At 59.1% G+C, this 20,937-nt stretch carries 18 protein-coding genes; 14 read left to right on the forward strand and 4 right to left on the reverse strand.

Annotated elements, in window-relative coordinates; all coding sequences use genetic code 11:
- The first annotated feature begins 9 nt into the window (after positions 1-9).
- The 4 genes from MN186_RS03130 to MN186_RS03145 all read left to right on the forward strand — a co-directional run bounded on the left by MN186_RS03130 (position 10) and on the right by MN186_RS03145 (position 3,987).
- Entirely contained in the window at positions 10-2,133 is a 2,124-nt protein-coding gene (locus MN186_RS03130; protein ID WP_242111443.1) for a malate synthase G, read from the forward strand.
- Between the two features lie 21 nt (positions 2,134-2,154).
- Positions 2,155-2,583: a GlcG/HbpS family heme-binding protein gene (locus MN186_RS03135; protein ID WP_242111444.1), complete on the forward strand. Its 429-nt coding sequence runs from the start codon at positions 2,155-2,157 to the stop codon at positions 2,581-2,583.
- Between the two features lie 71 nt (positions 2,584-2,654).
- A complete protein-coding gene (locus MN186_RS03140; RefSeq protein ID WP_242111445.1) occupies positions 2,655-3,446 on the forward strand; it encodes a gamma-glutamyl-gamma-aminobutyrate hydrolase family protein in 792 nt (263 codons plus the stop codon).
- 76 nt (positions 3,447-3,522) lie between these two features.
- Positions 3,523-3,987: a c-type cytochrome gene (locus tag MN186_RS03145; RefSeq protein ID WP_242111448.1), complete on the forward strand. Its 465-nt coding sequence runs from the start codon at positions 3,523-3,525 to the stop codon at positions 3,985-3,987.
- A 58-nt stretch (positions 3,988-4,045) separates the two neighbouring features.
- Here MN186_RS03145 and MN186_RS03150 read toward each other — a convergent pair whose 3' ends face one another.
- Positions 4,046-5,188 carry a pyridoxal phosphate-dependent aminotransferase gene (locus MN186_RS03150; protein ID WP_242112709.1) on the reverse strand — a complete coding sequence of 381 codons (1,143 nt, stop codon included), beginning with the start codon at positions 5,186-5,188 and terminating at the stop codon, positions 4,046-4,048.
- 230 nt (positions 5,189-5,418) lie between these two features.
- Between MN186_RS03150 and MN186_RS03155 the strand changes: the two genes are divergently transcribed.
- Both MN186_RS03155 and MN186_RS03160 read left to right on the forward strand, forming a co-directional pair.
- Positions 5,419-6,177 (forward strand): DsbA family protein, encoded by a 759-nt coding sequence (locus tag MN186_RS03155; protein ID WP_242111450.1) that lies wholly within the window; start codon positions 5,419-5,421, stop codon positions 6,175-6,177.
- 385 nt (positions 6,178-6,562) lie between these two features.
- The gene (locus MN186_RS03160) at positions 6,563-7,684 is read left to right on the forward strand and encodes an N-acetylmuramoyl-L-alanine amidase (protein ID WP_242111451.1); all 1,122 of its coding nucleotides are present in this window, start codon (positions 6,563-6,565) and stop codon (positions 7,682-7,684) included.
- A 60-nt stretch (positions 7,685-7,744) separates the two neighbouring features.
- On the opposite strand, the gene MN186_RS03165 is transcribed toward MN186_RS03160, so the two are convergent.
- On the reverse strand, positions 7,745-9,175 hold the full coding sequence (locus MN186_RS03165) for a Glu/Leu/Phe/Val family dehydrogenase (protein ID WP_242112710.1): 1,431 nt from the start codon (positions 9,173-9,175) through the stop codon (positions 7,745-7,747).
- A 430-nt stretch (positions 9,176-9,605) separates the two neighbouring features.
- Between MN186_RS03165 and MN186_RS03170 the strand changes: the two genes are divergently transcribed.
- The 3 genes from MN186_RS03170 (at position 9,606) to MN186_RS03180 (ending at position 12,655) form a co-directional block, all read left to right on the forward strand.
- Positions 9,606-11,354, forward strand: coding sequence for a TadE/TadG family type IV pilus assembly protein (locus tag MN186_RS03170; RefSeq protein ID WP_255743734.1), 1,749 nt, complete (start codon positions 9,606-9,608; stop codon positions 11,352-11,354).
- 82 nt (positions 11,355-11,436) lie between these two features.
- Positions 11,437-11,973 carry a TadE/TadG family type IV pilus assembly protein gene (locus MN186_RS03175; protein ID WP_242111453.1) on the forward strand — a complete coding sequence of 179 codons (537 nt, stop codon included), beginning with the start codon at positions 11,437-11,439 and terminating at the stop codon, positions 11,971-11,973.
- 52 nt (positions 11,974-12,025) lie between these two features.
- Positions 12,026-12,655, forward strand: a complete 630-nt coding sequence (locus tag MN186_RS03180; RefSeq protein ID WP_242111455.1) for a TadE/TadG family type IV pilus assembly protein — start codon at positions 12,026-12,028, stop codon at positions 12,653-12,655.
- Here the strand turns inward: MN186_RS03180 and MN186_RS03185 are convergent.
- Positions 12,642-13,838, reverse strand: a complete 1,197-nt coding sequence (locus MN186_RS03185) for an exonuclease/endonuclease/phosphatase family protein (protein WP_242111457.1) — start codon at positions 13,836-13,838, stop codon at positions 12,642-12,644. The genes MN186_RS03180 and MN186_RS03185 overlap by 14 nt on opposite strands.
- Positions 13,839-13,977: 139 nt before the next feature.
- On the opposite strand from MN186_RS03185, the gene MN186_RS03190 reads away from it, so the two are divergent.
- Positions 13,978-14,889 (forward strand): pirin family protein, encoded by a 912-nt coding sequence (locus MN186_RS03190; RefSeq protein WP_242111459.1) that lies wholly within the window; start codon positions 13,978-13,980, stop codon positions 14,887-14,889.
- 2 nt (positions 14,890-14,891) lie between these two features.
- Here the strand turns inward: MN186_RS03190 and kynU are convergent, their stop codons facing one another.
- Positions 14,892-16,094 (reverse strand): kynureninase, encoded by a 1,203-nt coding sequence (kynU, locus tag MN186_RS03195; protein WP_242111460.1) that lies wholly within the window; start codon positions 16,092-16,094, stop codon positions 14,892-14,894.
- 131 nt (positions 16,095-16,225) lie between these two features.
- Here kynU and MN186_RS03200 point away from each other — a divergent pair, with 131 nt between their 5' ends.
- From MN186_RS03200 to MN186_RS03215, 4 genes are all read left to right on the forward strand, one after another.
- Complete coding sequence (locus MN186_RS03200; RefSeq protein WP_242111461.1) at positions 16,226-16,687, forward strand: methyltransferase family protein; 462 nt, start codon at positions 16,226-16,228, stop codon at positions 16,685-16,687.
- 175 nt (positions 16,688-16,862) lie between these two features.
- Positions 16,863-18,434 (forward strand): Re/Si-specific NAD(P)(+) transhydrogenase subunit alpha, encoded by a 1,572-nt coding sequence (locus tag MN186_RS03205; RefSeq protein WP_242111463.1) that lies wholly within the window; start codon positions 16,863-16,865, stop codon positions 18,432-18,434.
- A gap of 13 nt (positions 18,435-18,447) precedes the next feature.
- On the forward strand, positions 18,448-19,881 hold the full coding sequence (locus MN186_RS03210) for an NAD(P)(+) transhydrogenase (Re/Si-specific) subunit beta (protein WP_242111465.1): 1,434 nt from the start codon (positions 18,448-18,450) through the stop codon (positions 19,879-19,881).
- Positions 19,882-19,983: 102 nt separating this feature from the next.
- Complete coding sequence (locus MN186_RS03215) at positions 19,984-20,907, forward strand: DMT family transporter (protein WP_242111467.1); 924 nt, start codon at positions 19,984-19,986, stop codon at positions 20,905-20,907.
- The last annotated feature ends 30 nt before the right edge of the window (positions 20,908-20,937 follow it).

Genomic DNA, 20,937 nt, shown 5'->3' on the forward strand with positions numbered 1-20,937 from the left:
GGGCTTGGGATGAGCGACTATATCGACCGCAAAGGATTATCAGTGCATCGCGAGTTGGTGCATTTTCTGGAAACCCGCGCGCTGGCAAAGACTGGTCTGAAAGACGATGTTTTTTGGCGTGGTTTTGCAGATATCATCCATGAGCTTGGCCCAAAGAACCGCGCGCTGCTGGAAAAGCGCGAAGATTTGCAGCGCCAGATCGACGACTGGCACACTGCGCGGGCCGGGCAACCGCACGACGCTGAAGCCTATCAGGCTTTCCTGCGCGACATCGGCTATCTGGTTCCCGAAGGCCCCGATTTCCAGATTGAAACCGCCAATGTGGACCCCGAGATTGCCGAAGTTCCCGGCCCGCAACTGGTCGTGCCGATCATGAACGCGCGGTTTGCCCTGAACGCGGCCAATGCGCGTTGGGGCAGCCTTTATGATGCGCTTTACGGCACCGATGCGCTTGGCGCAGCCCCCAAAGCAGGGGGGTATGATCCCGAACATGGCGCGCGCGTGATCGCGTGGGGGCGTGCGTTTCTGGATCAGGCCGTGCCGCTGGTCCAAGGCAGTTGGTCCGAGCTTGAGGCGCTGTCTGTCAAAGACGGTGTGCTGGCTCCTACACTGGCAGATTCCACGCAGTTTGCAGGCCATGCCGAAGGTCGGGTTTATCTGCAAAACAACGGGTTGCTGATCGAAATTAATCTGAATTCACAAACGCCCGTGGGCAAGCAGGACCGCGCGGGCATCTCGGACATCCGTCTGGAAAGCGCAATGTCCGCGATCATGGATTGCGAAGACAGCGTGGCCGCCGTTGATGCGCAAGACAAGGTGTTGGCCTATTCCAACTGGTTGGGCCTGATGGACGGGTCGCTAACCGAAGAGGTCACGAAAGGCGGCAAAAGCTTCACCCGCAAGCTCGCCGATGACGTTGACTACACGGCGCCGGACGGCACGCCCATAACCCACAAGGGCCGCGCGTTGATGTTGGTGCGTAACGTGGGTCACCTGATGACCAACCCTGCCATTCTGGACCGCGACGGTCGCGAAGTGCCCGAGGGGATCATGGATGCCGTCGTCACCACTCTGATCGGGATGCACGATTTGATGCGTGAAGGTGGCAATTCGGTCAAAGGGTCGGTCTATGTGGTGAAGCCCAAGATGCACGGGCCGGAAGAAGTTGCTTTTGCGGATGAAATCTTCACTCGGGTCGAGGCGATGCTGGGTCTGCCGCAATACACCGTGAAGCTGGGGATCATGGACGAGGAACGGCGCACCAGTGCGAACCTGAAGGAATGTATTCGCGCCGCCAAGCACCGCGTGGCCTTCATCAACACGGGCTTTCTTGATCGCACGGGCGACGAGATTCACACCTCGATGGAAGCTGGGCCAATGGTGCGCAAAGGCGACATGAAAGACACCGCCTGGATCGGCGCCTACGAAGATCGCAACGTTGATATCGGACTGGCATGCGGGCTGCGCGGGCGCGCGCAGATCGGCAAGGGTATGTGGGCGATGCCGGACCTTATGGCGGATATGCTGGCCGAAAAGATCACCCATCCTGAAGCGGGTGCGAACACCGCCTGGGTGCCAAGCCCGACGGCGGCCACACTGCATGCCACCCATTATCACCGTGTCGACGTGCTGGCCCGCCAAGACGAGATTGCCGCCAAGGGGTCGCGCAGCACGCTGAACGATCTGCTGACCATCCCCGTTGCGCAAGGCGTGAACTGGTCTGACGCCGAAATCCGGGACGAGGTGGAAAACAACGCTCAAGGTATCCTTGGCTATGTGGTGCGTTGGGTGGATGCGGGCGTGGGCTGTTCAAAAGTGCCGGATATTCACGATGTAGGCTTGATGGAAGACCGCGCGACCTGCCGGATTTCCAGCCAGGCGCTTGCTAACTGGCTGCACCACGGCGTGGTTTCAGAAGACGAGGTGATGGACGCCATGCGCGCCATGGCCAAAAAGGTCGACAGCCAGAATGCGGACGACCCGGCCTACGAGCCTATGGCGCCCGGCTTTGACGGTGAAGCCTTCAAAGCGGCGTGTGAACTGGTATTTGATGGCCGCGCGCAGCCATCCGGTTATACTGAACCCATGCTACACGCGCATCGACTGGCTAAAAAGGCAGAAAGCGTGGGGTAGGCCAACCAAGGGAGGAGACATATGAACAGGATTTCACTGGAAACCGCACGGATCATCGTGCGGGAAACCCTGAACCACGCCGAAAAGGCCAAGATGAAGCCACTATCGGTCGCTGTCGTTGATGCGGGCGGCCATGTGATTGCGTTTGAACGATCAGATGGTGCGCCGGTCGGTCGGTTCGATCTGGCGCATGGCAAGGCCTATGGCTCGGTCATGCTGGGGATTGGCGGCACCGCGCAACGTGACCGCGCCGAAGCGCAGGCCTATTTCATAGCGGCGGCCAACGCGGCCTATGGTGGTAAGCTTGTGCCGGTGCCAGGCGGGTTTGTTGTGCGAAATTCCGAAGGCGACATTATCGGCGGTCTGGGCGTGTCGGGCGACACGTCTGAAAATGACCTTGCGGCAGGTGAGGTAGGCATCGTCGCCGCAGGACTGGTGCCCGAAGGCTGACACAGCCGCGGCGTTGCCCAGCGGACCGACTTCTATTACCCTCGTGCAATCGACGCAAATTCGGAGCAGGCATGAGACGGCCCATCATTGGAATCATTGGAAATTCCTATCTGATCAATGACCAATATCCGACCCATGCGGGCGGGACGATGAATTCTGAAGCGGTGGCGCAGGTTGCGGGCTGCCTGCCCCTGATCGTGCCCTCGGATCCGCTTTTGGTCACGGTCGAAGAACTGCTCGATACCTGCGATGGCTTCCTGTTTACCGGCGGTCGCCCCAACGTTCACCCCGCTGAATATGGCGAGGACGAGACCCCGGCACATGGCGAATTTGACCGCTGCCGCGACGCTATCACCTTGCCCCTGATCCGCGCTTGCGTTGACCGAGGCCAGCCCTTTTTCGGCATCTGCCGCGGATTTCAAGAGGTGAACGTCGCCATGGGCGGCACGCTTTACCCCGAAATCCGCGATCTGCCGGGGCGCATGAATCACCGGATGCCACCTGATGGCACGCTTGAGGAAAAATTCGCCATCCGCCACGATGTTCATTTCGAGAAGGGCGGCGTGTTTCACCGGTTGTTCGGGTCCACCTGCGTGCGCACCAACACGTTGCACGGGCAGGGGATCAAGACCGCCGGAGACCGCATCGGGATCGAAGGCCATGCCGACGATGGGACGCCCGAGGCGCTTGTGATCAAAGACGCGCCCGGTTTCACCCTGTCGGTGCAATGGCACCCGGAATACAACGCAACGCAGGACCCTGTGTCGCGGGTGCTGTTTTCGGCCTTTGGCGACGCGGCGCGGGATTGGGTTGGCAATCGCGGGACCGGGCCGGGTTTTGCGGCGCAGTCTTCGGTCGCGTAAGGCGCAAAAAACCGGTTGACCTTCCCCTTGGTGGAACCCTCAAAATGGTGAACACCTTAACGAAATCGGGGAACTCATGAGCCAACCCAGATCAAAAACCGTTTACGCTGGCATCGCACTTGTTGCGGTGGCGCTGGCGGGGCTTGCCTTGTCACGATTGGCCGCGCCGTCCGACGATGGGGCAGGCGCCGCAGACATGGCATCGACGACCACCCCCACCGACGACCAGCTTGTCCCGGTGCGTATGCCCCGGTTGGAAGGGCAAGAGACGATCGGGCAGAAGGTCTTTCAGGCCAAATGTGCATCGTGTCACGGTGACACTGGCGGCGGACGCGACGGGGCCGGGCCGCCCCTGATTCACAAAGTTTACGAGCCGTCCCACCACGCCGATGTCGCCTTTTACATGGCTGCCGAGCAGGGCGTTCGCGCGCATCATTGGAAGTTTGGCAACATGGCCCCGGTCGAAGGCATCACCCGCGCCGCGATCGCGGACGTCATCACCTTCATCCGCGCGGTGCAGCGCGAAAACGGCATCTATTAAGGCACCCACTTCCCGTTTGTCACCTTATCCAACGCTTACGCGACAAACGGCAGTGGCGTTACCGTCGCGCCTGCATGAACTTAGCAAGCCGCCGCAGCCCTTCGCGGATGTCCTCGGTCGAACGGGCATAGGAAAACCGCAGCGTCTGGTGGCCGCGCCTGGGGTCGAAATCCAGCCCCGGAGTCAGGGCGACGCCCACCTTGTCAAGGACTTCAGCGGCAAAGGCGCGGCTGTCATCGGTCAGGTCGCTGACATCGGCATAGATATAGAACGCGCCATCCGGCGGGGCGAATTTGTCAAAGCCGATCTTCGGCAGTTCCTCGATCATCAGCTGGCGATTGGCGGCATAGGTGGTCAGGTTCGCGTCCAGCTCGTCCCGCGCGTCCAGCGCGGCAATTGCGGCGATCTGGCTGGCATGCGAGGGGCAGATGAACATGTTTTGCGACAGACGCTCGATCAGCCGCACGTGATCCTCGGGCACGATCATCCAACCCACGCGCCAACCGGTCATCGAGAAATATTTCGAGAAACTGTTGATCACATAGATATCGTCCGACACCTCAAGCGCCGACACCGCGCGGCCCTCGTATTGCAGGCCGTGATAGATTTCATCCGCAATGAAGCGGGTGCCTTGCGCGTGGCAGGTGCTGATCAACCCCTCAAGCGCTGCATGGTCGAGCATCGTGCCCGACGGGTTGGCGGGCGAGGCGGTGATCAGCCCGGCCAAGTCGCCGGGGATTTCGGACGGAACAGGTTGCAGGCGGTTTTCCGCGCGGGTCGGAATGCCCACCGGTGTCAGGTTCAGGGCTTTCAGGATCTGGCGATAGGACGGGTATCCGGGTTCGCCCAGCCCCACCTTGTCGCCCGCGTCAAACAGCGCGGTAAAGGCCAGGATGAACGCGCCCGAACTGCCGGGTGTGACCACCACGCGGTTGGGGTCAATGTCCAGATGATACCAGTGTTTATAAAGCTTTGCGATGCCATCTCGAAGTGCCGGAAGGCCAAGGGATACGGTATAGCCCAACGCGTCACCGCCCATCGCATCCACCAGTGCCGCGCGGGCCTTGTCCGGTGCAGGGGTCGATGGCTGGCCCACTTCCATGTGAATGATGTGGCGCCCGGAGGCCTCGGCCGCGCGGGCGGCCTCCATCACATCCATGACAATAAACGGATCGACAATACCGCGGCTAGAGCTTTTCATGGCGTCCTCATCATACTGCGCGTCCGTGTGGGTGCCCTTGGCGTAGGACAAAGTCAATGGGGCCATTCGCGGATTTTGTCGCAGGTCACGGGACAGGTCGCTGGTTGGCAGCGCTGCGCCAATGGCATAAACGCGTGGTGATCGCGGGATTGTGCAGTTACACGGCACGCCCGATTGCTAGTATATTCGCGCGCCCACGTGGTGCGACCAAACAAGAACGGACGAACGACATGAAATTCACACGGACCCTGGCCTTGACCACCGCGCTGACAATGGCCTCGGCCCTGCCGGGCACTTCGCTTGATCTGTCCAGCATGACGGATGACGAACGCAACGCTTTCCGCGACGAAGTACGTGCCTATCTTATGGACAACCCCGAAGTGCTGATGGAGGCGATCGGCGTGCTGGAACAACGCCAGGCCGATGCCCAGGAAACGATGGATGCCGACCTGGTGCGTGTCAACGCAAAGGCGCTGTTTGACGACGGTTTTTCCCATGTGGCGGGCAATCCCGAGGGCGATATCACGATTGTCGAGTTCGTGGATTATCAATGTGGCTATTGCCGCAAATCCTACGAGGTCGTGCAGGAGCTTTTGGAAAAGGACAACGGTATCCGCCTGGTCCTGAAAGAGTTTCCGATCCTCAGCGAGGCCAGCATGTTGTCGGCGCGATTTGCGATCGCCGGCCAGCAATTGTTTGGCGAAGACGCTTATGCCAAGTTGCATGACGCCCTGATTACCGTGCGCGGGCCGGTCACGACCGACAGCCTGGTCAAACTGGGCAACGATCTGGGGCTGGACGGACAGGCCATCGCTGACGGCATGGACGACCCCGAGGTCGATGCGATCTTGGCCGAGAACCGGGCGCTGGGACAGCGGTTGCAGATTTCCGGCACGCCAGCCTTCGTCATGCACGACACGATGGCGCGCGGGTATATGCCGCTTGAGCAGATGGAGCAGATCATCGCCACGAAACGCGAGGAAAGCTGACCGCGCGCGTCATTCATGGCTGACGTTCTGCCCGGCGCTTGATATGGTTGCGCCAAACAGGCACGGGCAGGATTAACTCAGCATGACGAGACGAACGCAGCGCGGGGCAGGGGCGGTCTTGCTGGCAGTTGGGTTTATGGCAGGTGTGGGCGCTTTTTGGCCCATATCGGCCGGCGCCAACGCGAATAGGCAAGGCCTTGCCCCCGCGACCTCTATTTTGCCACGACCGCGACCCGAGCGGGCGCAGTCCGATGTTGCTACGTCAACGACACTGCCGCCTGCGACGCAACAGAAGCCCCGGCCCAATCCAAACACTGCAGCCGCCCCAATCGCGTCGCCGCAAACCCTCACGGGTTTCGCACGTCTGTCCGGGTCGGGTGTTACCGTGTCCGATCGGTGGCGCGGCGTGGCGGTCGATATCGCGATGACGCGAACGGTACCGTGGCGGGTCTTTACGCTGAATGATCCGGCGCGGGTGATCCTGGATTTCTCGGAACTCGATTGGGCGGGGCTGGATGCTGACGCCGTTCTGGCGGGGTCGGACAAGTTTACCGACATCCGTGCGGGTCTATACCGGCCCGGCTGGACACGGCTGGTGCTGTCCCTTGCCAGCCCGATGGTGATTGACCGGGCGGCGATGCGCGGGCCTGTTCAGGCAGGCGATCCGACAACCATGCGGCTTGAGCTTGCCCATGCTTCGGCAGAGGAGTTCGCCGCAACCACCGGTGCGCCAAACAGCGCGGTCTTCGCCACGCCCGCACCGCGCCCGATGCCGTCGCCCAAGACGCGACAGACGGGGTTTGGTGATCTGGTGGTGGTGCTTGACCCCGGTCACGGCGGCATTGACCCGGGGGCCGAGCGTGGCGGCGTTGTCGAAGCCGACCTGATGTTAGCCTTCGCGCGGGAATTGAAAGAAATACTTTTGCGGGCGGGCGGGTTCAAGGTCGTTCTGACCCGCGACCGTGACGTGTTCGTGCCGCTTGAGGAACGCGTAACCATCGCGCGTCGTGCGGGCGCGGATGTGTTTCTGTCGCTTCATGCCGATGCACTGGCGCAGGGGCGGGCAACAGGCGCGACCGTTTACACCCTGTCGGATGCGGCCAGCGATGCGGCCTCGCAAACCCTTGCCGAACGCCATGACCGCGAGGATATTCTGGCCGGTGTCGACCTGACCCGACAATCGGACGAGGTCGCGCTGGTATTGATGGATCTGGCACGAACCGAGACCACACCGCGATCCGAGGCGTTGGCCGATACGCTGGTCGAAGGGATCTTTTCTGCGACCGGATCGACCTATAAGACGCCCCGCATGAAGGCAGGGTTTTCGGTCCTGAAGGCGCCTGATATTCCATCGGTCTTGATCGAGCTGGGATTTCTATCATCGCCGCGTGATCGCAAGCTGTTGCAGGACGAGGACTGGCGCAGGCGGGCCGCAGAGGGCATTCGAGATGCGCTGCAATACTGGTCGATTCAGGATGCGGCCAACGCCGAACGGCTGCGGCAATAAAAGCGTCGTTTCGACCTTGTGTGCACCCCCCTCGCGTGTCACGCGAAGGGGGCGTGGGGCTTAAAGCCCTTTGGCGCGATAGCTTGCCGCGACCCGATTGATGGCCACGATATAGGCCGCCATCCGCAGGTCGGGCACATCGTCGCGGGCGTGCCATACCTCGCGCATGCTCTGATAGGCGGTGCGCATCGTGTCATCCAAGCCCGAGCGTACAAGCTCCAGCTCGTCCGCGCCGCGCAGGTATTTCTCCTTGAACTGCGGCGTCATGGACCACGCATCGCCAAGGTAACGGTCCAGCCGCTCCAACTCGTCCACCACCAGTTGGTGGCGCGCCTCTTCCTGCCGGCGCTGCATCCGACCGAATCGGATATGGCTCAGGTTTTTTACCCATTCGAAGTAGCTGACGGTCACACCGCCGGCGTTGGCATAAAGGTCGGGGATGATGACAGTGCCTTTCTTGCGCAGGATTTCGTCAGCGCCCGAGGTCAGCGGGCCGTTCGCGGCCTCGATGATCAGGGGGGCCTTGATCCGATCGGCGTTTCCAAGGTTGATGACACCCTCAAGCGCTGCGGGGATCAGGATGTCGCATTCCGCTTCCAGAACGGACGGCCCATTTTCGACGAATTCGCCGTCGCCATATCCTTTAACGCCACCATTTTCGGTGATCCATTGGCGCACCGCTTCCACGTCCAGCCCGTCTGGATCGGTCAGCGCTCCGTCCCATTCTACAATCCCGGTGATCTTTGCGCCGTCCTCGGCTGTCAGGAACTTGGCGGCGTGATAACCCACATTACCCAGACCCTGAATGATGATGCGTTTGTCCTTGAGCTTGCCCCTCAAATGGGCTTTGGCCACATCGTCGGGATGGCGGAAAAATTCCCGCAGCGCATACTGGACACCGCGTCCGGTTGCCTCGACCCGGCCTGCGATGCCGCCGGCATGGGTGGGCTTGCCGGTGACACAGGCGCGCGCGTTGATGTCGGTGGTGTTCATGCGAGCATACTGGTCAGCGATCCAAGCCATTTCGCGCTCGCCTGTGCCCATGTCGGGGGCAGGGACGTTTTGGGATGGGTGGATCAGGTCACGTTTTACCAATTCGTAAGTGAAGCGGCGGGTGATCAGCTCCAGCTCGTGTTCCTCATAGTCGCGTGGGTTGATGCACAGCCCACCTTTCGAACCACCGAAGGGCGTTTCTACGAGCGCGCATTTGAACGTCATAAGCGCTGACAACGCCTCGACCTCGTCCTGGTTCACCGCCGACGCATAGCGGATGCCGCCCTTGACGGGTTCCATATGTTCCGAATGAACTGATCGGTATCCGGTGAAGGTGTGGATTTCACCCCGCAAGCGCACGCCGAAACGCACGGTATAGGTGGCGTTACAGACGCGAATTTTTTCTTTCAAGCCTTTGGGAATGTCCATGAGTCCAACCGCGCGGTCAAACATCAGGTTAACGGATTCTCTGAAACTCGGCTCTTTGATTTCAGCCATATCAGCCATTTCGGCACCTCTGCGTACGTTTCTGCACCGCCGCAGAATCGCTTGCCTGCGGCGCTTGTTCAGGCAGGGTAGGCCGAATTGCCAACAAAGCCACCCCCCGTTTTCGGTTGACAATTGGTGTACCTTTTGGGGTCAAAGTGCGCCGCGCCCCCTTTCTGTCGTCCAGTCGCGGACAATAGAGGGCATTTGGTCGAGTTAACTCGCTTTTGATCGGAAGTTGCCTTAGTTTTGCCATAGCCGCCGAGTTTATATCGGAAGGTTAAGAAATGTTTGTATTCGTGAATTGTTACCGTGCGGGGGCATGGGAAGGGAAATCGACATGGCGCGCCATAACAACGGCTTGGGCGGACTGAAAACGGGTTTGAAAGATATTCTGCTTGTTGGTCGCGCCCGAAGATTTGCCCGTGACGAAGACGGCGCGATGTTCATCCTGACGATGTTTCTGTTCATGATCTTGTTGATCGTGTCGGGCCTGTCCATTGACCTGATGCGATACGAATTGCAGCGCACCCGCTTGCAGGCGACGCTTGACCGCGCCCTTCTGGCCGCTGCCCACCCCGATCAGGAAAATGATCGCAAGGGTGTCGTCATGGATTACTTCAAGCGCGCAGGCCTTGAAGGAATGATCAAACCCGAAGATGTGATCGTAACGGTAAAGTCAGACGGAACGATGGTGTCGGGCAGCGCAAGAATGAAGGTTGGAACACCATTTCTGGATGATCCGTTTCCGTTCATGCGCACCCCCCCTGGTATCAGTTATCTGAGCGCGCCGGCCTCGGGTGCGGCCGCCAAGGTTAACACCTTGACCGAGATTTCGCTGGTCGTGGATGTGTCGGGGTCGATGAACAACCGATCAACGACGGGTAACTCTAAGATTTATGAATTACGCAAAGCTGCAAAAGAGTTTTCCAACTTGCTGTTGTGTAATCCCAACGATGGGTCAAAATCCACTGATTGCACCCTTAATGACTTCAAGACGTCTCTTTCCTTAGTTCCATATTCAACGCAGGTGAACGTAGGCAAGACTTTGTTGAGCAAGTTTACGCGCCACGATGCCCAAGACGATGCCTATTGCGTGACTTTCCGAGATGCTGAATTCCAGCAAGCAGGTGTGAAATCAAATCCAGATCCAATTCTTGAATCGGATCGGATTATTCGTCAGGCAGCAAAGTTCTATCGATATGGCGGGAGCTATAAGAACTCCAGCTCTGATGACTTCCTCTCGTGCCACACGGATTCCTGGCGCGAGGTTGTTGCGTTTGAGCATTCGCCGGAAACTATGAAAACCAAAATTGAGGCGCTTGAAGCCAGGGGTGATACTGCCATTGATGTTGGTTTGAAATGGGGCGCGGCGCTTCTTCATCACGACGCACAGCCGGCAATCACCAGCCTGATTGACGACAACAAGATCAGCAATGAATTCAGCGGACGGCCTTTTAATTCGGGAACGACCGCTTCGTCAAAGTTCCTAGTATTGATGACCGATGGCCAGAACACCAATCATCACCACCTGTATGATGGCTATCGCACGGGGCCGTCACCGTTTGCGGTCACACATGCGCCGTATACGAACCAAGGCAAAGAATACAGTCGAGAGATCATGTCGATCTATCGCGCAAGCACGGACAAGTATCTTTGGTTTTACTATTCTGGTGGACGGACGCGCAGAACAGAGTGGCACGATCATCCGTTTGGAGCTGACCCAGACGATTGCTTTGGGGGGTCGTATAAATATGTCTGTGCGACAGATCCGAACCCCTCGCGTTACAAGCCGACGCGTGTCGCAACGCCGGATAACCTGACATGGGAAGAGTTCTGGGCGATGGATTTTGTCTGGGGATTTGTCGAAAGGTTTGATTGGCTGTTGCCCGCAGGCAAGAATTCGCCGGGGCGTCTGATCTCGAACAGCAATGATTCCGACAATGATGGAAATCGGGACATTGACCAACGTCTTCTGGACCAGTGCACCGCTGCCAAGAACGCGGGGATGACGATCTATACGATTGAAATGGAAACACCGAATACCGCGACCGATGCGATGCAAAAATGCGCGTCGGTGAAAGACAAGAAGCGTCTGCATTACAAGGTAACAAAACACGGCAGCGTAAACCTGTCGCAGGTATTTTCAAAAATTGCTCAGGATATCAATAAGCTGCGGCTGATAAATTGATCTGATCAGACGCGACCTCCTGCATGTTGGCTGGCTTTGTTGCCGTGTAGGGACTGCAGAGCGGAACAACGGAATGTAACGAATGAAACACGTATTGCAGAAAGCTTGGCGCAGGTTTCGGGCGCGTGATGGCAACGCAACCATCGAGTTCGTGATGTGGTTTCCGCTGTTCCTGACCCTATTTCTGACATCCTTCGAGCTAAGCATTTACGGCATGCGTTCAATGATGCTGGAACGCGCTGTCGATCTGAATGTGCGCGGTATGCGGTTGGGCAATAAACGCCCCAATACTGTGGACGAGTTCAAGTTGAACGTCTGCAACGAGACGATTTTGTTGGGGGACTGCCTGAGGGAAATCTCCGTCGATGTTCGCCGGATCGACACCACAAGCTGGGCCCTTCCGACAGACGCGATTGGCTGCGTCGATCGTACTCAGGATTACAAGGATCCGGAAAACGTTGAATATGGTCCCGGCGGCAGTGGCGATCTTCTTTTGATCCGCGTCTGCGTGAACAAAAGTCCGTTCTTTGGCACGACACCTTGGGTAATGGGCCTGCCGCGCGATCCGTCTGGTGGTGTTTCCATCGTGGCGTTGTCGACCTATGTAAACGAACCTTAGGGGGGGATGAGTGTCTGATTATATGACTTTCCGACGAGCCGTCGCCCAGCGCATGTGGCGCTCTGTTCAACATCTTCGCGGGTTTTCACGCCGTGAAGGCGGCACTGTCACGGTTGAAAGTGTGATCATCTTGCCGCTCCTGCTGTTCGGCGTGATGGCGACCTATACATACTTTGACGCGTATCGTCGACAGAACCTGGCGTTGAAGGCCAACTACGCGATCGCTGATTTTTTGTCGCGCACCCACAATTATGACCAAACCGCGCTGAACGGATTGGACAGCTTGTTTGAGTATATGTCGTACACGAGCGACGAAAGCTGGGTGCGCGTTACGGTCGTCTGGTGCGATGATACGCCGGCCAGGTGCAATGATCGAAACCCGCGGCTTCTTAAACTTGAGCATGATTGGGATTCGCAAGTCAGCGAGGGAAGCGGGCTCACACCGCATACCCAACTGACCATGCGCGAACAGCTTGGGCCGCATATACCGAAGATGTATGACGGTGAATTCCTGATCGTGGTCGAAACCGCGGCAAAATACGAACCGCCGTTTGCTGCCAGATGGACGGGGATCTATCCGCGCGACCTGGTTAATATCTCGGTCACCAGCCCGCGCGAATTCGACAAGCTGTGCTGGAAAAGGCAACCATCCGATTGTCCCTTACCGCCTACGTCGTCGTGAACCGGCGCTGATCTGCTGCGGGCAAGGGGAGTCTGACCCAGATCGGCAAGTGATCGGACAGATCATGTGCGAAACGGGCATAATCCGGGGTGCCGTCGGGCATGCGACCGGGGCCAGCTTCGACGAACAATTGGGTGAAATCGAACATTCCATAATCAAACTGATCAGACCCAAGTGTGCCCGCAAGATCGTTATGCCGCCCGCGCGGCAGGCGGGTGTCATCGGCAAGCCAAGCGATATGATCATAGGTCTGGGTGCGCCGCGCGTTGGTGTTGAAATTACCGTCCAGAAACGGAAAATTCACCTTGGCGTCCAGCTTGCGCTTGGCGTTTATGCTGGTCACGTAATTTTCGATCCCGATGCGGCGGCGGTCGTTTGACGTATCGAAATCCATATTCAGATCGCCCATGATCATGATGATCTTGCCCCGCTCGCTGACCGTCTTCCGGCTGTCGTGCAGAAGCCATTCAAGCAGGGCGAAGAATTCTTGCTGGCGTTCGCGTTTCTTGCCGGACACAAGGTGGGCGTTGATAGCATAAATCTCATACCGCCCTTCTGGGCCTTCGATTACAAACTCGACCAGATGCGGGCTGCGAATAAACTGCACGAAGGTTGAGAACTGCGCACCCACCATTTGCGTGGTGTTTTGCACCCAAGCCATTAGCCGCTCAAGATAGCCCGGGTCGTCTTCACCCGGCACGCTGGTGTCAAAAGACGCTTTCAGCGCCTCGTTCATGTTCGCGGCAATGGCCGTTCGGTCATAAGACAGGTCCGAGGCTAAATGCCCCAGCCGCACATGGTCGTGGCGATAGAGGAAGGCAAAGCGTTCCGACATACCGCGATAGCCCGGACTGCGCCCCGTCACGTCGCTGTAGATTACGTCGTAATCGGGGCCAAGGGCGGTCACCAACGCCTCCAATGCGCCGGTCTTTTCCTGTTGTTCCTGTATCGACAAAAGGTCGGCATGTGCGGCGATCCGTTCGATCATTCGCATTGCGCCGGGGCTTTTCTTGGGGCCGTCCCGGTCGGTCAGCGCCCCGAATTTGCGGATGTTCCACGACATCAGCACGACTGATCCGTCGCGTCGTTCGGGCAGACCATAGGCTTTTGGATCGACAGCAAGGGCCGCATTCAGATGCGTTTCGATCTGCTGCCATTCGGCTTCTGTGAAATGCTGGGCCATAGGTGCCTTGTACGTTTGGAATAACACAAGCATAGCACGAATTGGCGGCAGGTACGCGCGATAGGACTGTTGAAGTGATGGGGCGGCGACCCTACATCGATCACCACTCACCCAATAGCGCTCTGAAAAGGGGTTTTGTATGTCCATCCGCCCTGTCGCCGCCGCCAACCAAGCCAAACCCACGATCGAGGGGGCAGGCGTTCATCTGCACCGTGCCTTCGGCTTTCACGAGCCCGAAGCCTATGACCCGTTTTTGTTGTTCGATGATTTCCGCAACGACGATCCGCGCCTGTCGGAAAAGGGCTTTCCGTGGCATCCCCATCGGGGGATCGAAACGATTACGTATGTTTTGGCGGGGGATGTTGAACACGAAGACAGCCTTGGCAATGCGGGCCGTCTTGGCGCGGGGGATATCCAGTGGATGACCGCAGGCTCTGGCATCATGCATCAGGAAATGCCGCACGCGAACGCGCGCGGGCAGATGCACGGGTTCCAGCTTTGGGCCAACCTGCCGCGTGATCTTAAAATGACAGCGCCGAATTATCAGGATGTGCCATCGGTCGAAATTCCGGTGATCGAAGAAGATGACGGCACCAAGGTTCGCGTCATCGTTGGCGATTTCTGGGGCCAGTCCGGCCCGGTGGATGGCATCGCCGCCGACCCACTCTATTTGGATGTCAGCGTCCCGGCTGGTGTAACCAAAACCTTTCCCGTGGATACGCGTCGACAAGCTTTCGCGTATGTGTTCGAAGGCGCGGGCGCGTTCACGGATGCGGCTGCCCCTCAGGGTGTGCTGCTTGAAAAAGAGGTGATGGGGCAGGAGGTCAACATCCGCGACCTGTCCGGCAACCGCACCGTGGTGCGCTTTGGTGCGGGCGATGATGTGCGCGTGCAGGCCGGGCCTGATGGCGTGCGTTTTCTGTTGGTCGCAGGCGCGCCGATCCGCGAACCCGTCGCGTGGCATGGCCCGATCGTCATGAATACCAAGGACGAGCTGCGGCAGGCGATGGCAGACTTACGCAACGGGACATTCATTCAACCTGCGCAGTAGCGCTATGTGACGTCCGCGCGCGCGTGATACTCGGGCTGGTCCCACAGGCGGTTCGCCATGATATCCGACAGGATTTTAACGGCCCGGTCCACATCGTTCATCCCGATGTAAAGCGGGGTGAAGCCGAAGCGCATGATGTCGGGCGCACGGAAGTCCCCGACGACGCCGCGTGCGATCAGCGCCTGCATCGCGGCGTACCCATGTTCAAAGCGGAAACTGACCTGCGAGCCGCGCATCGCTGCGGCGCGCGGGGTTGCAAGCGTCAGGTCGGGGCAAGTGGATTCGACGCCCGCTATGAACCGCTCGCACAATTCGACCGATCGGGTGCGCAATGCGTCCATGTCGACCTGATCCCAGATGTCCAGCGCTGCATCAAGCGCGGCCATTTGCAAGACCGGTGGTGTCCCGACGCGCATCCGGTCAATGCCGGGGCCGGGGCGATAATCGGGATCGAAGGCAAAGGGGGCGTCGTGGCCCAGCCATCCCGACAGGGCAGGCTGAACCTGACTGGCAAGGCGCGGGGCGACATAGATGAACGCGGGTGCGCCGGGGCCACCATTCAGATATTTATAGGTGCAACCCACTGCGAAATCCGCATCCGCCCCCGCAACATCCACCGGGAACGCCCCGGCCGAGTGCGCGAGATCCCAGATGACCAGTGCGCCAACCTCATGCGCCGCGCGGATCAGGGCGGGCATGTCGTGGCGGCGTCCGGTGCGGTAATCAACCTCGGTCAGCATCAGAACGGCAAGGTCATCGCCGATGGCGCTGATCTGTGCGGTGACGTCTTCGGGGGCAGGTGTTTCGATCCGGTGGTCTTGGTCCAGCGATCGCACCAACCCTTCGGCCATGTAAAGATCGGTCGGAAAGTTGCCGCTGTCGGACAGGATCACGCGGCGGTCGGGGCGCAATTCCAGCGCCGAAGCCAGCGCCTGATAGACCTTGATGGAAAGCGTATCCCCAACCACCGTTGTGCCCGCTGGGGCTCCGATCAGTCGCCCGATGCGGTCGCCAAGCGCGCGCGGCTGTCTCATCCAGCCCGCCTTGTTCCACCCGGTGATCAGCATCTCGCCCCACTCGTTCTGAAGGCAAGCGGCCATCCTGTCTTGCGCTGCGACGGGCATGGGGCCAAGCGAATTGCCATCCAGATACGTCATGCCATCGGGCAGGGAAAACAGGGTTTGGGTTGCGTTGAAATCGGTCAAGGGGGCCTCCTGCGGTGAGTTTGGGGCAGGGTAGGGATTTCCATCGCCCGAACAAGTCTGATCTTGCCGCATACCGCGTTGCACATCACGTGCGAACCGTTACAAACCATGCAAAGAAAATGGAGCCAAGGATGATGCCCACCCCCCTGCGATGGCTTGATATGCCGCCGGTCTGGCTGGCCGCTATGGTCGCGGGGGCCTTTGCGCTGGACCTTATCGCGCCGGGTTTGGGCTTTGGGCTGGGCTGGATGCAATCGCTTGGCACCTTGCTTGTGGGGCTTGGCCTTGCCCTGATGGCCTTTGCTGTGTGGGAGTTTCTGCGCGCCCGTACCACGATCATCCCCCGCGAAGTGCCCACAGCTTTCGTGCGCCGTGGTATTTATCGTTGGACGCGCAACCCGATCTATTTGGGCGACGCGCTGATTCTTGCGGGATTGGTCCTCAGGTGGGACGTGTTGCCCGCGCTTGTATTGGTGCCCCTGTTCATTGCAGTGATCACGCAGCGGTTTGTTTTGGGGGAAGAGGCGGGTTTGAAGGCCCGGTTTGGTAAGGAATTTACGATATGGGCAGGTGATGTGCGGCGATGGATATGAATGTTTGCTGCACAGCAGCATTGCCCCATGATAACGAGTCGCGTATTGAAACAATATTGTCGCAATGCGCTTCGCAACGATAGCATCTTGCGCGCGGGCCGCGTATAGGTGCCTGTGAAACCGCCGGGACCGGGGAACCCCCACGGTCGGCACACGACGGGAGAAGGAAGAGACTGTGAAGATCGGTGTACCCAAGGAAATATTCGAGGGCGAAAACCGGGTCGCAATGACCCCGGAAAGCGCCCAAATGCTGCAAAAGCTGGGTTATGACTGCGTGATTGAGACGAAGGCCGGCGCTGCTGCGGGCTTCTCGGACGCGGCTTACAAGGATGCAGGTGTCGAGGTCGTGAAGACCGCACCCGCGCTGTGGAAAGCCGCAGATATCATCGCCAAGGTCCGCCCGCCCAATGATACGGAATTGAAACGTCTGTCTGCTGACAAGACGCTGATCAGCTTCTTCAACCCTGGCGGCAACGAAGACGGTATGGAGAAGGCAAAGGCCTCGGGCGCCAATGTCATAGCGATGGAAATGGTGCCGCGCATCAGCCGCGCGCAAAAGATGGACGCCCTGTCGTCGATGGCCAATATCGCAGGCTACCGCGCGGTGATCGAAGCGGGCAACAATTTCGGCCGCTTCTTCACCGGGCAGGTGACAGCCGCCGGTAAAGTGCCGCCAGCCAAGGTTCTTGTGGTCGGCGCGGGTGTGGCTGGTCTTGCCGCCATCGGCACATCGACGTCGCTTGGGGCGATCACCTATGCATTCGACGTGCGGCCCGAGGTGGCTGAGCAGGTCGAAAGCATGGGCGCCGAATTCGTCTATCTGGATTTCGAAGAAGCCCAACAGGATGGGGCCGCGACAGGGGGTTATGCGTCCGTGTCCAGTCCAGAATTCCGCGAGGCGCAACTGGCCAAATTCCGGGAATTGGCCCCCGAAATGGACATCGTGATCACCACCGCGCTGATCCCGAACCGCGAAGCGCCCGAGCTGTGGACCGAGGACATGGTAAAAGCCATGAAACCCGGTTCGGTCATCGTGGACCTTGCGGCAGAGAAGGGCGGCAATTGCAAACTGACTGTCCCGGACGAGAAGATCGTGACCGACAATGGCGTGACCATCATCGGCTATACCGATTTCCCGTCGCGCATGGCCTCGCAAGCGTCCAGCCTCTATGCCAACAACATCCGCCACATGATGACGGATCTGACGCCGGACAAGGACGGCAAGATCAATCACGACATGGAAGACGACGTAATCCGCGGCGCGACTGTGACGCATCAGGGCGAGATAACATTTCCACCCCCGCCGCCCAAGGTTCAGGCAATTGCCGCCAAACCTAAGCCCGCGGTGAAAGAACTGACGGCGGAAGAGAAGAAAGCGCAGGAAGTGGCCGCCTTCAAGGCGCAGACCAAGCAGCAGGTCACGCTGCTGGCGGTCGGTGGCGCGCTGATGCTTTTGGCAGGGCTTTATACGCCCGCCAGCTTCATGCAGCACTTCATCGTGTTCGTTCTGGCGGTGTTTGTAGGCTTCCAGGTGATCTGGAATGTCAGCCACTCGCTGCACACGCCCCTGATGGCGGTCACGAATGCGATTTCGTCGATCATCATTCTGGGCGCGCTGATGCAGATCGGATCAGGGTCGTTCCTGGTGATCTTGTTGGCAGCGGTGTCCATCTTCATGGCCGGGATCAACATCTTTGGTGGCTTCCTCGTGACACGGCGTATGCTCGCCATGTTCCAGAAATCTTAAGGGGGTAGGGATCATGGAATTTGGTTTCACCACAGCCGCATATGTTGTTGCGGCAGTTCTTTTCATCCTGTCCCTTGGCGGTTTGTCCGGGCAGGAAAGCGCGAAGCGCGCGGTTTGGTATGGCATCGTCGGCATGGCGCTGGCGGTTGTCGCCACGCTGGTTGGCCCCGGATCGGGCTTGTGGCTTCTGTCGATCCTTTTGATTGCAGGGGGGGGCTTGATCGGCACCTATGTGGCGCAAAAGGTCCAAATGACCGAGATGCCGCAGCTTGTCGCCGCGATGCACTCGCTGGTCGGTCTGGCCGCTGTGTTCGTGGGTTACAACGCCCATATCGAACTGGGTAACGTGCTGGCGATGAGCCAGGAGGCTCGCGCGGGGCTTGAGGGGTTCGCCGGTCTGCTGGCGCACAAAACACCGGTTGAGCAAAATATCCTGCGGATCGAGTTGTTCTTGGGTGTGTTCATCGGTGGCGTGACCTTCACCGGCTCGGTGATTGCTTACGGCAAACTGGCGGGCAAGGTGACATCGGCGGCCGAAAAGCTGCCCGGTGGGCATATGCTGAACGCGGGTGCTGCGATCATCTCGTTGATCTGTCTGATCTGGTATTTCAACACCGGCGGGTTCTTCCCGCTGTTCGTGATGACGCTGGCATCGTTCTTCATCGGCTACCACCTGATCATGGGCATTGGCGGTGCAGATATGCCGGTCGTCGTGTCGATGCTGAACAGCTACTCCGGCTGGGCGGCGGCGGCGATTGGCTTCTCGCTCGGCAACGACCTTCTGATCGTTGTGGGCGCGCTGGTTGGGTCCTCGGGTGCGATCCTGTCCTATATCATGTGTAAGGCGATGAACCGCTCGTTCATCAGCGTGATCTTGGGCGGCTTCGGTGGCTCGACCGGCCCCGCGATGGAAATCGAGGGCGAGCAGATCGCCATCGACGCCGAAGGCGTGGCCGCCGCGCTTGAGGATGCCGACAGCGTGGTGATCATCCCCGGCTACGGCATGGCTGTGGCGCAAGCCCAGCAGAACGTGGCCGAACTGACCCGCCGTCTTCGCGCCAAAGGTAAGAACGTCCGGTTTGCGATTCACCCGGTCGCGGGCCGTCTGCCCGGTCACATGAACGTGCTTCTGGCAGAAGCCAAAGTGCCCTACGATATCGTGCTTGAGATGGACGAGATCAACGACGACTTCCCCAACACGGATGTCGCCATCGTCATCGGGTCAAATGACATCGTGAACCCGGCGGCCCAAGAAGACCCCAACAGCCCCATCGCCGGGATGCCGGTTCTGGAATGCTGGAAGGCCAAGCAGGTCTTTGTGTCGAAACGTGGTCAGGGTACCGGCTATTCGGGCATCGAGAACCCGCTGTTCTTCAAAGAGAACACGCGCATGTTCTATGGTGACGCGAAACAGTCGCTGGACACGCTGTTGGGCTTGATCAGCTAAGCACCTTAGATACCGATCAAACGCCCCCGCTAACCCGGGGGCGTTTTTCGTTTTGGGCGGGTCCGGCTTCCAACGGTCGGGCAAACGCGCTAAGCGATGGGAATGAACCCTTCACGCGGCATAGCATTGAAACTCGGCTCGGTTGCTTTCTTCCTGTCGCTTCAGACGATGGTCAAGGCGGTGTCGGGCCATGTTCCGGCGGGCGAGGCTGTGTTCTTCCGCTCGTTGTTCGCGCTGCCCGTAATCTTTGGCTGGCTGGCCTACGAAGGACGGTTGCACAGTGCATTGCGCACGACCAATCCTTGGGGCCATGTCAGCAGGGGTACCGTGGGTGTGCTGGCGATGACGCTTAGCTTTTCGGCGCTTGGATATCTGCCACTGCCAGAGGTCACAGCGATTTTTTACGCCGCACCCATCATCACCGTCATCCTTGCTGCGATCATTCTGGGCGAACGGGTGCGCATGGTGCGGATCGGTGCGGTTCTGGCCGGGCTGGTTGGCGTGTTGGTCATCTTGTGGCCGCGTCTCGACGGCTTCAGCGGTGAAGGTGACGACGCGCTTCGGGCGTTTGGTGCGCTTCTTGCACTGATCGCCGCTTGCTGTATGGCGGTTGCCAAGATTCTTGTGCGCAAGCTGGTGGGGATCGACCCACCTTCAACCGTTGTTATCTATGCGTCGCTCACAGCGATATGCCTATCGCTGTTGTCGCTACCTTTCGGTTGGGTTTGGCCCACGGGAAACGAGTTTGCGCTGCTTCTGGGCGCGGGGCTTGCGGGCGGGGTGGGGCAGTTAATGCTGACCACGGCATACACACACGCCGATGCCTCGACCATCGCGCCGTTTGATTACTCTTCGATGATTTTTGCCCTGATCTTTGGTTACATCTTCTTTGCCGAGTTGCCGACGCTGCAAATGCTGGCTGGCGCAGGGATCGTCGTGTTTGCCGGCATGGTGATCATCTGGCGCGAAGCCCAGTTGGGCCGCGATCTGTCGAAATCGCGTGCCGTCAGCCCACCGGGCGGGTGATCGCGTATCTAGGCGCGCGTTACGCGAATT

The sequence above is a fragment of the Aliiroseovarius sediminis genome (assembly GCF_022678485.1).
GTDB classification, from domain to species: domain Bacteria; phylum Pseudomonadota; class Alphaproteobacteria; order Rhodobacterales; family Rhodobacteraceae; genus Aliiroseovarius; species Aliiroseovarius sediminis.

Bases quoted from the DNA above. Each gene is read 5' to 3' on its own strand.
- MN186_RS03130 (WP_242111443.1), top strand. From the start codon at position 10: ATGAGCGACTATATCGACCGCAAAGGATTATCAGTGCATCGCGAGTTG.
- MN186_RS03135 (WP_242111444.1), top strand. From the start codon at position 2,155: ATGAACAGGATTTCACTGGAAACCGCACGGATCATCGTGCGGGAAACC.
- MN186_RS03140 (WP_242111445.1), top strand. From the start codon at position 2,655: ATGAGACGGCCCATCATTGGAATCATTGGAAATTCCTATCTGATCAAT.
- MN186_RS03145 (WP_242111448.1), top strand. From the start codon at position 3,523: ATGAGCCAACCCAGATCAAAAACCGTTTACGCTGGCATCGCACTTGTT.
- MN186_RS03150 (WP_242112709.1), bottom strand. From the start codon at position 5,188: ATGAAAAGCTCTAGCCGCGGTATTGTCGATCCGTTTATTGTCATGGAT.
- MN186_RS03155 (WP_242111450.1), top strand. From the start codon at position 5,419: ATGAAATTCACACGGACCCTGGCCTTGACCACCGCGCTGACAATGGCC.
- MN186_RS03165 (WP_242112710.1), bottom strand. From the start codon at position 9,175: ATGGCTGAAATCAAAGAGCCGAGTTTCAGAGAATCCGTTAACCTGATG.
- MN186_RS03170 (WP_255743734.1), top strand. From the start codon at position 9,606: ATGTTCATCCTGACGATGTTTCTGTTCATGATCTTGTTGATCGTGTCG.
- MN186_RS03175 (WP_242111453.1), top strand. From the start codon at position 11,437: ATGAAACACGTATTGCAGAAAGCTTGGCGCAGGTTTCGGGCGCGTGAT.
- MN186_RS03180 (WP_242111455.1), top strand. From the start codon at position 12,026: ATGTGGCGCTCTGTTCAACATCTTCGCGGGTTTTCACGCCGTGAAGGC.
- MN186_RS03185 (WP_242111457.1), bottom strand. From the start codon at position 13,838: ATGGCCCAGCATTTCACAGAAGCCGAATGGCAGCAGATCGAAACGCAT.
- MN186_RS03190 (WP_242111459.1), top strand. From the start codon at position 13,978: ATGTCCATCCGCCCTGTCGCCGCCGCCAACCAAGCCAAACCCACGATC.
- MN186_RS03200 (WP_242111461.1), top strand. From the start codon at position 16,226: ATGATGCCCACCCCCCTGCGATGGCTTGATATGCCGCCGGTCTGGCTG.
- MN186_RS03210 (WP_242111465.1), top strand. From the start codon at position 18,448: ATGGAATTTGGTTTCACCACAGCCGCATATGTTGTTGCGGCAGTTCTT.
- MN186_RS03215 (WP_242111467.1), top strand. From the start codon at position 19,984: ATGAACCCTTCACGCGGCATAGCATTGAAACTCGGCTCGGTTGCTTTC.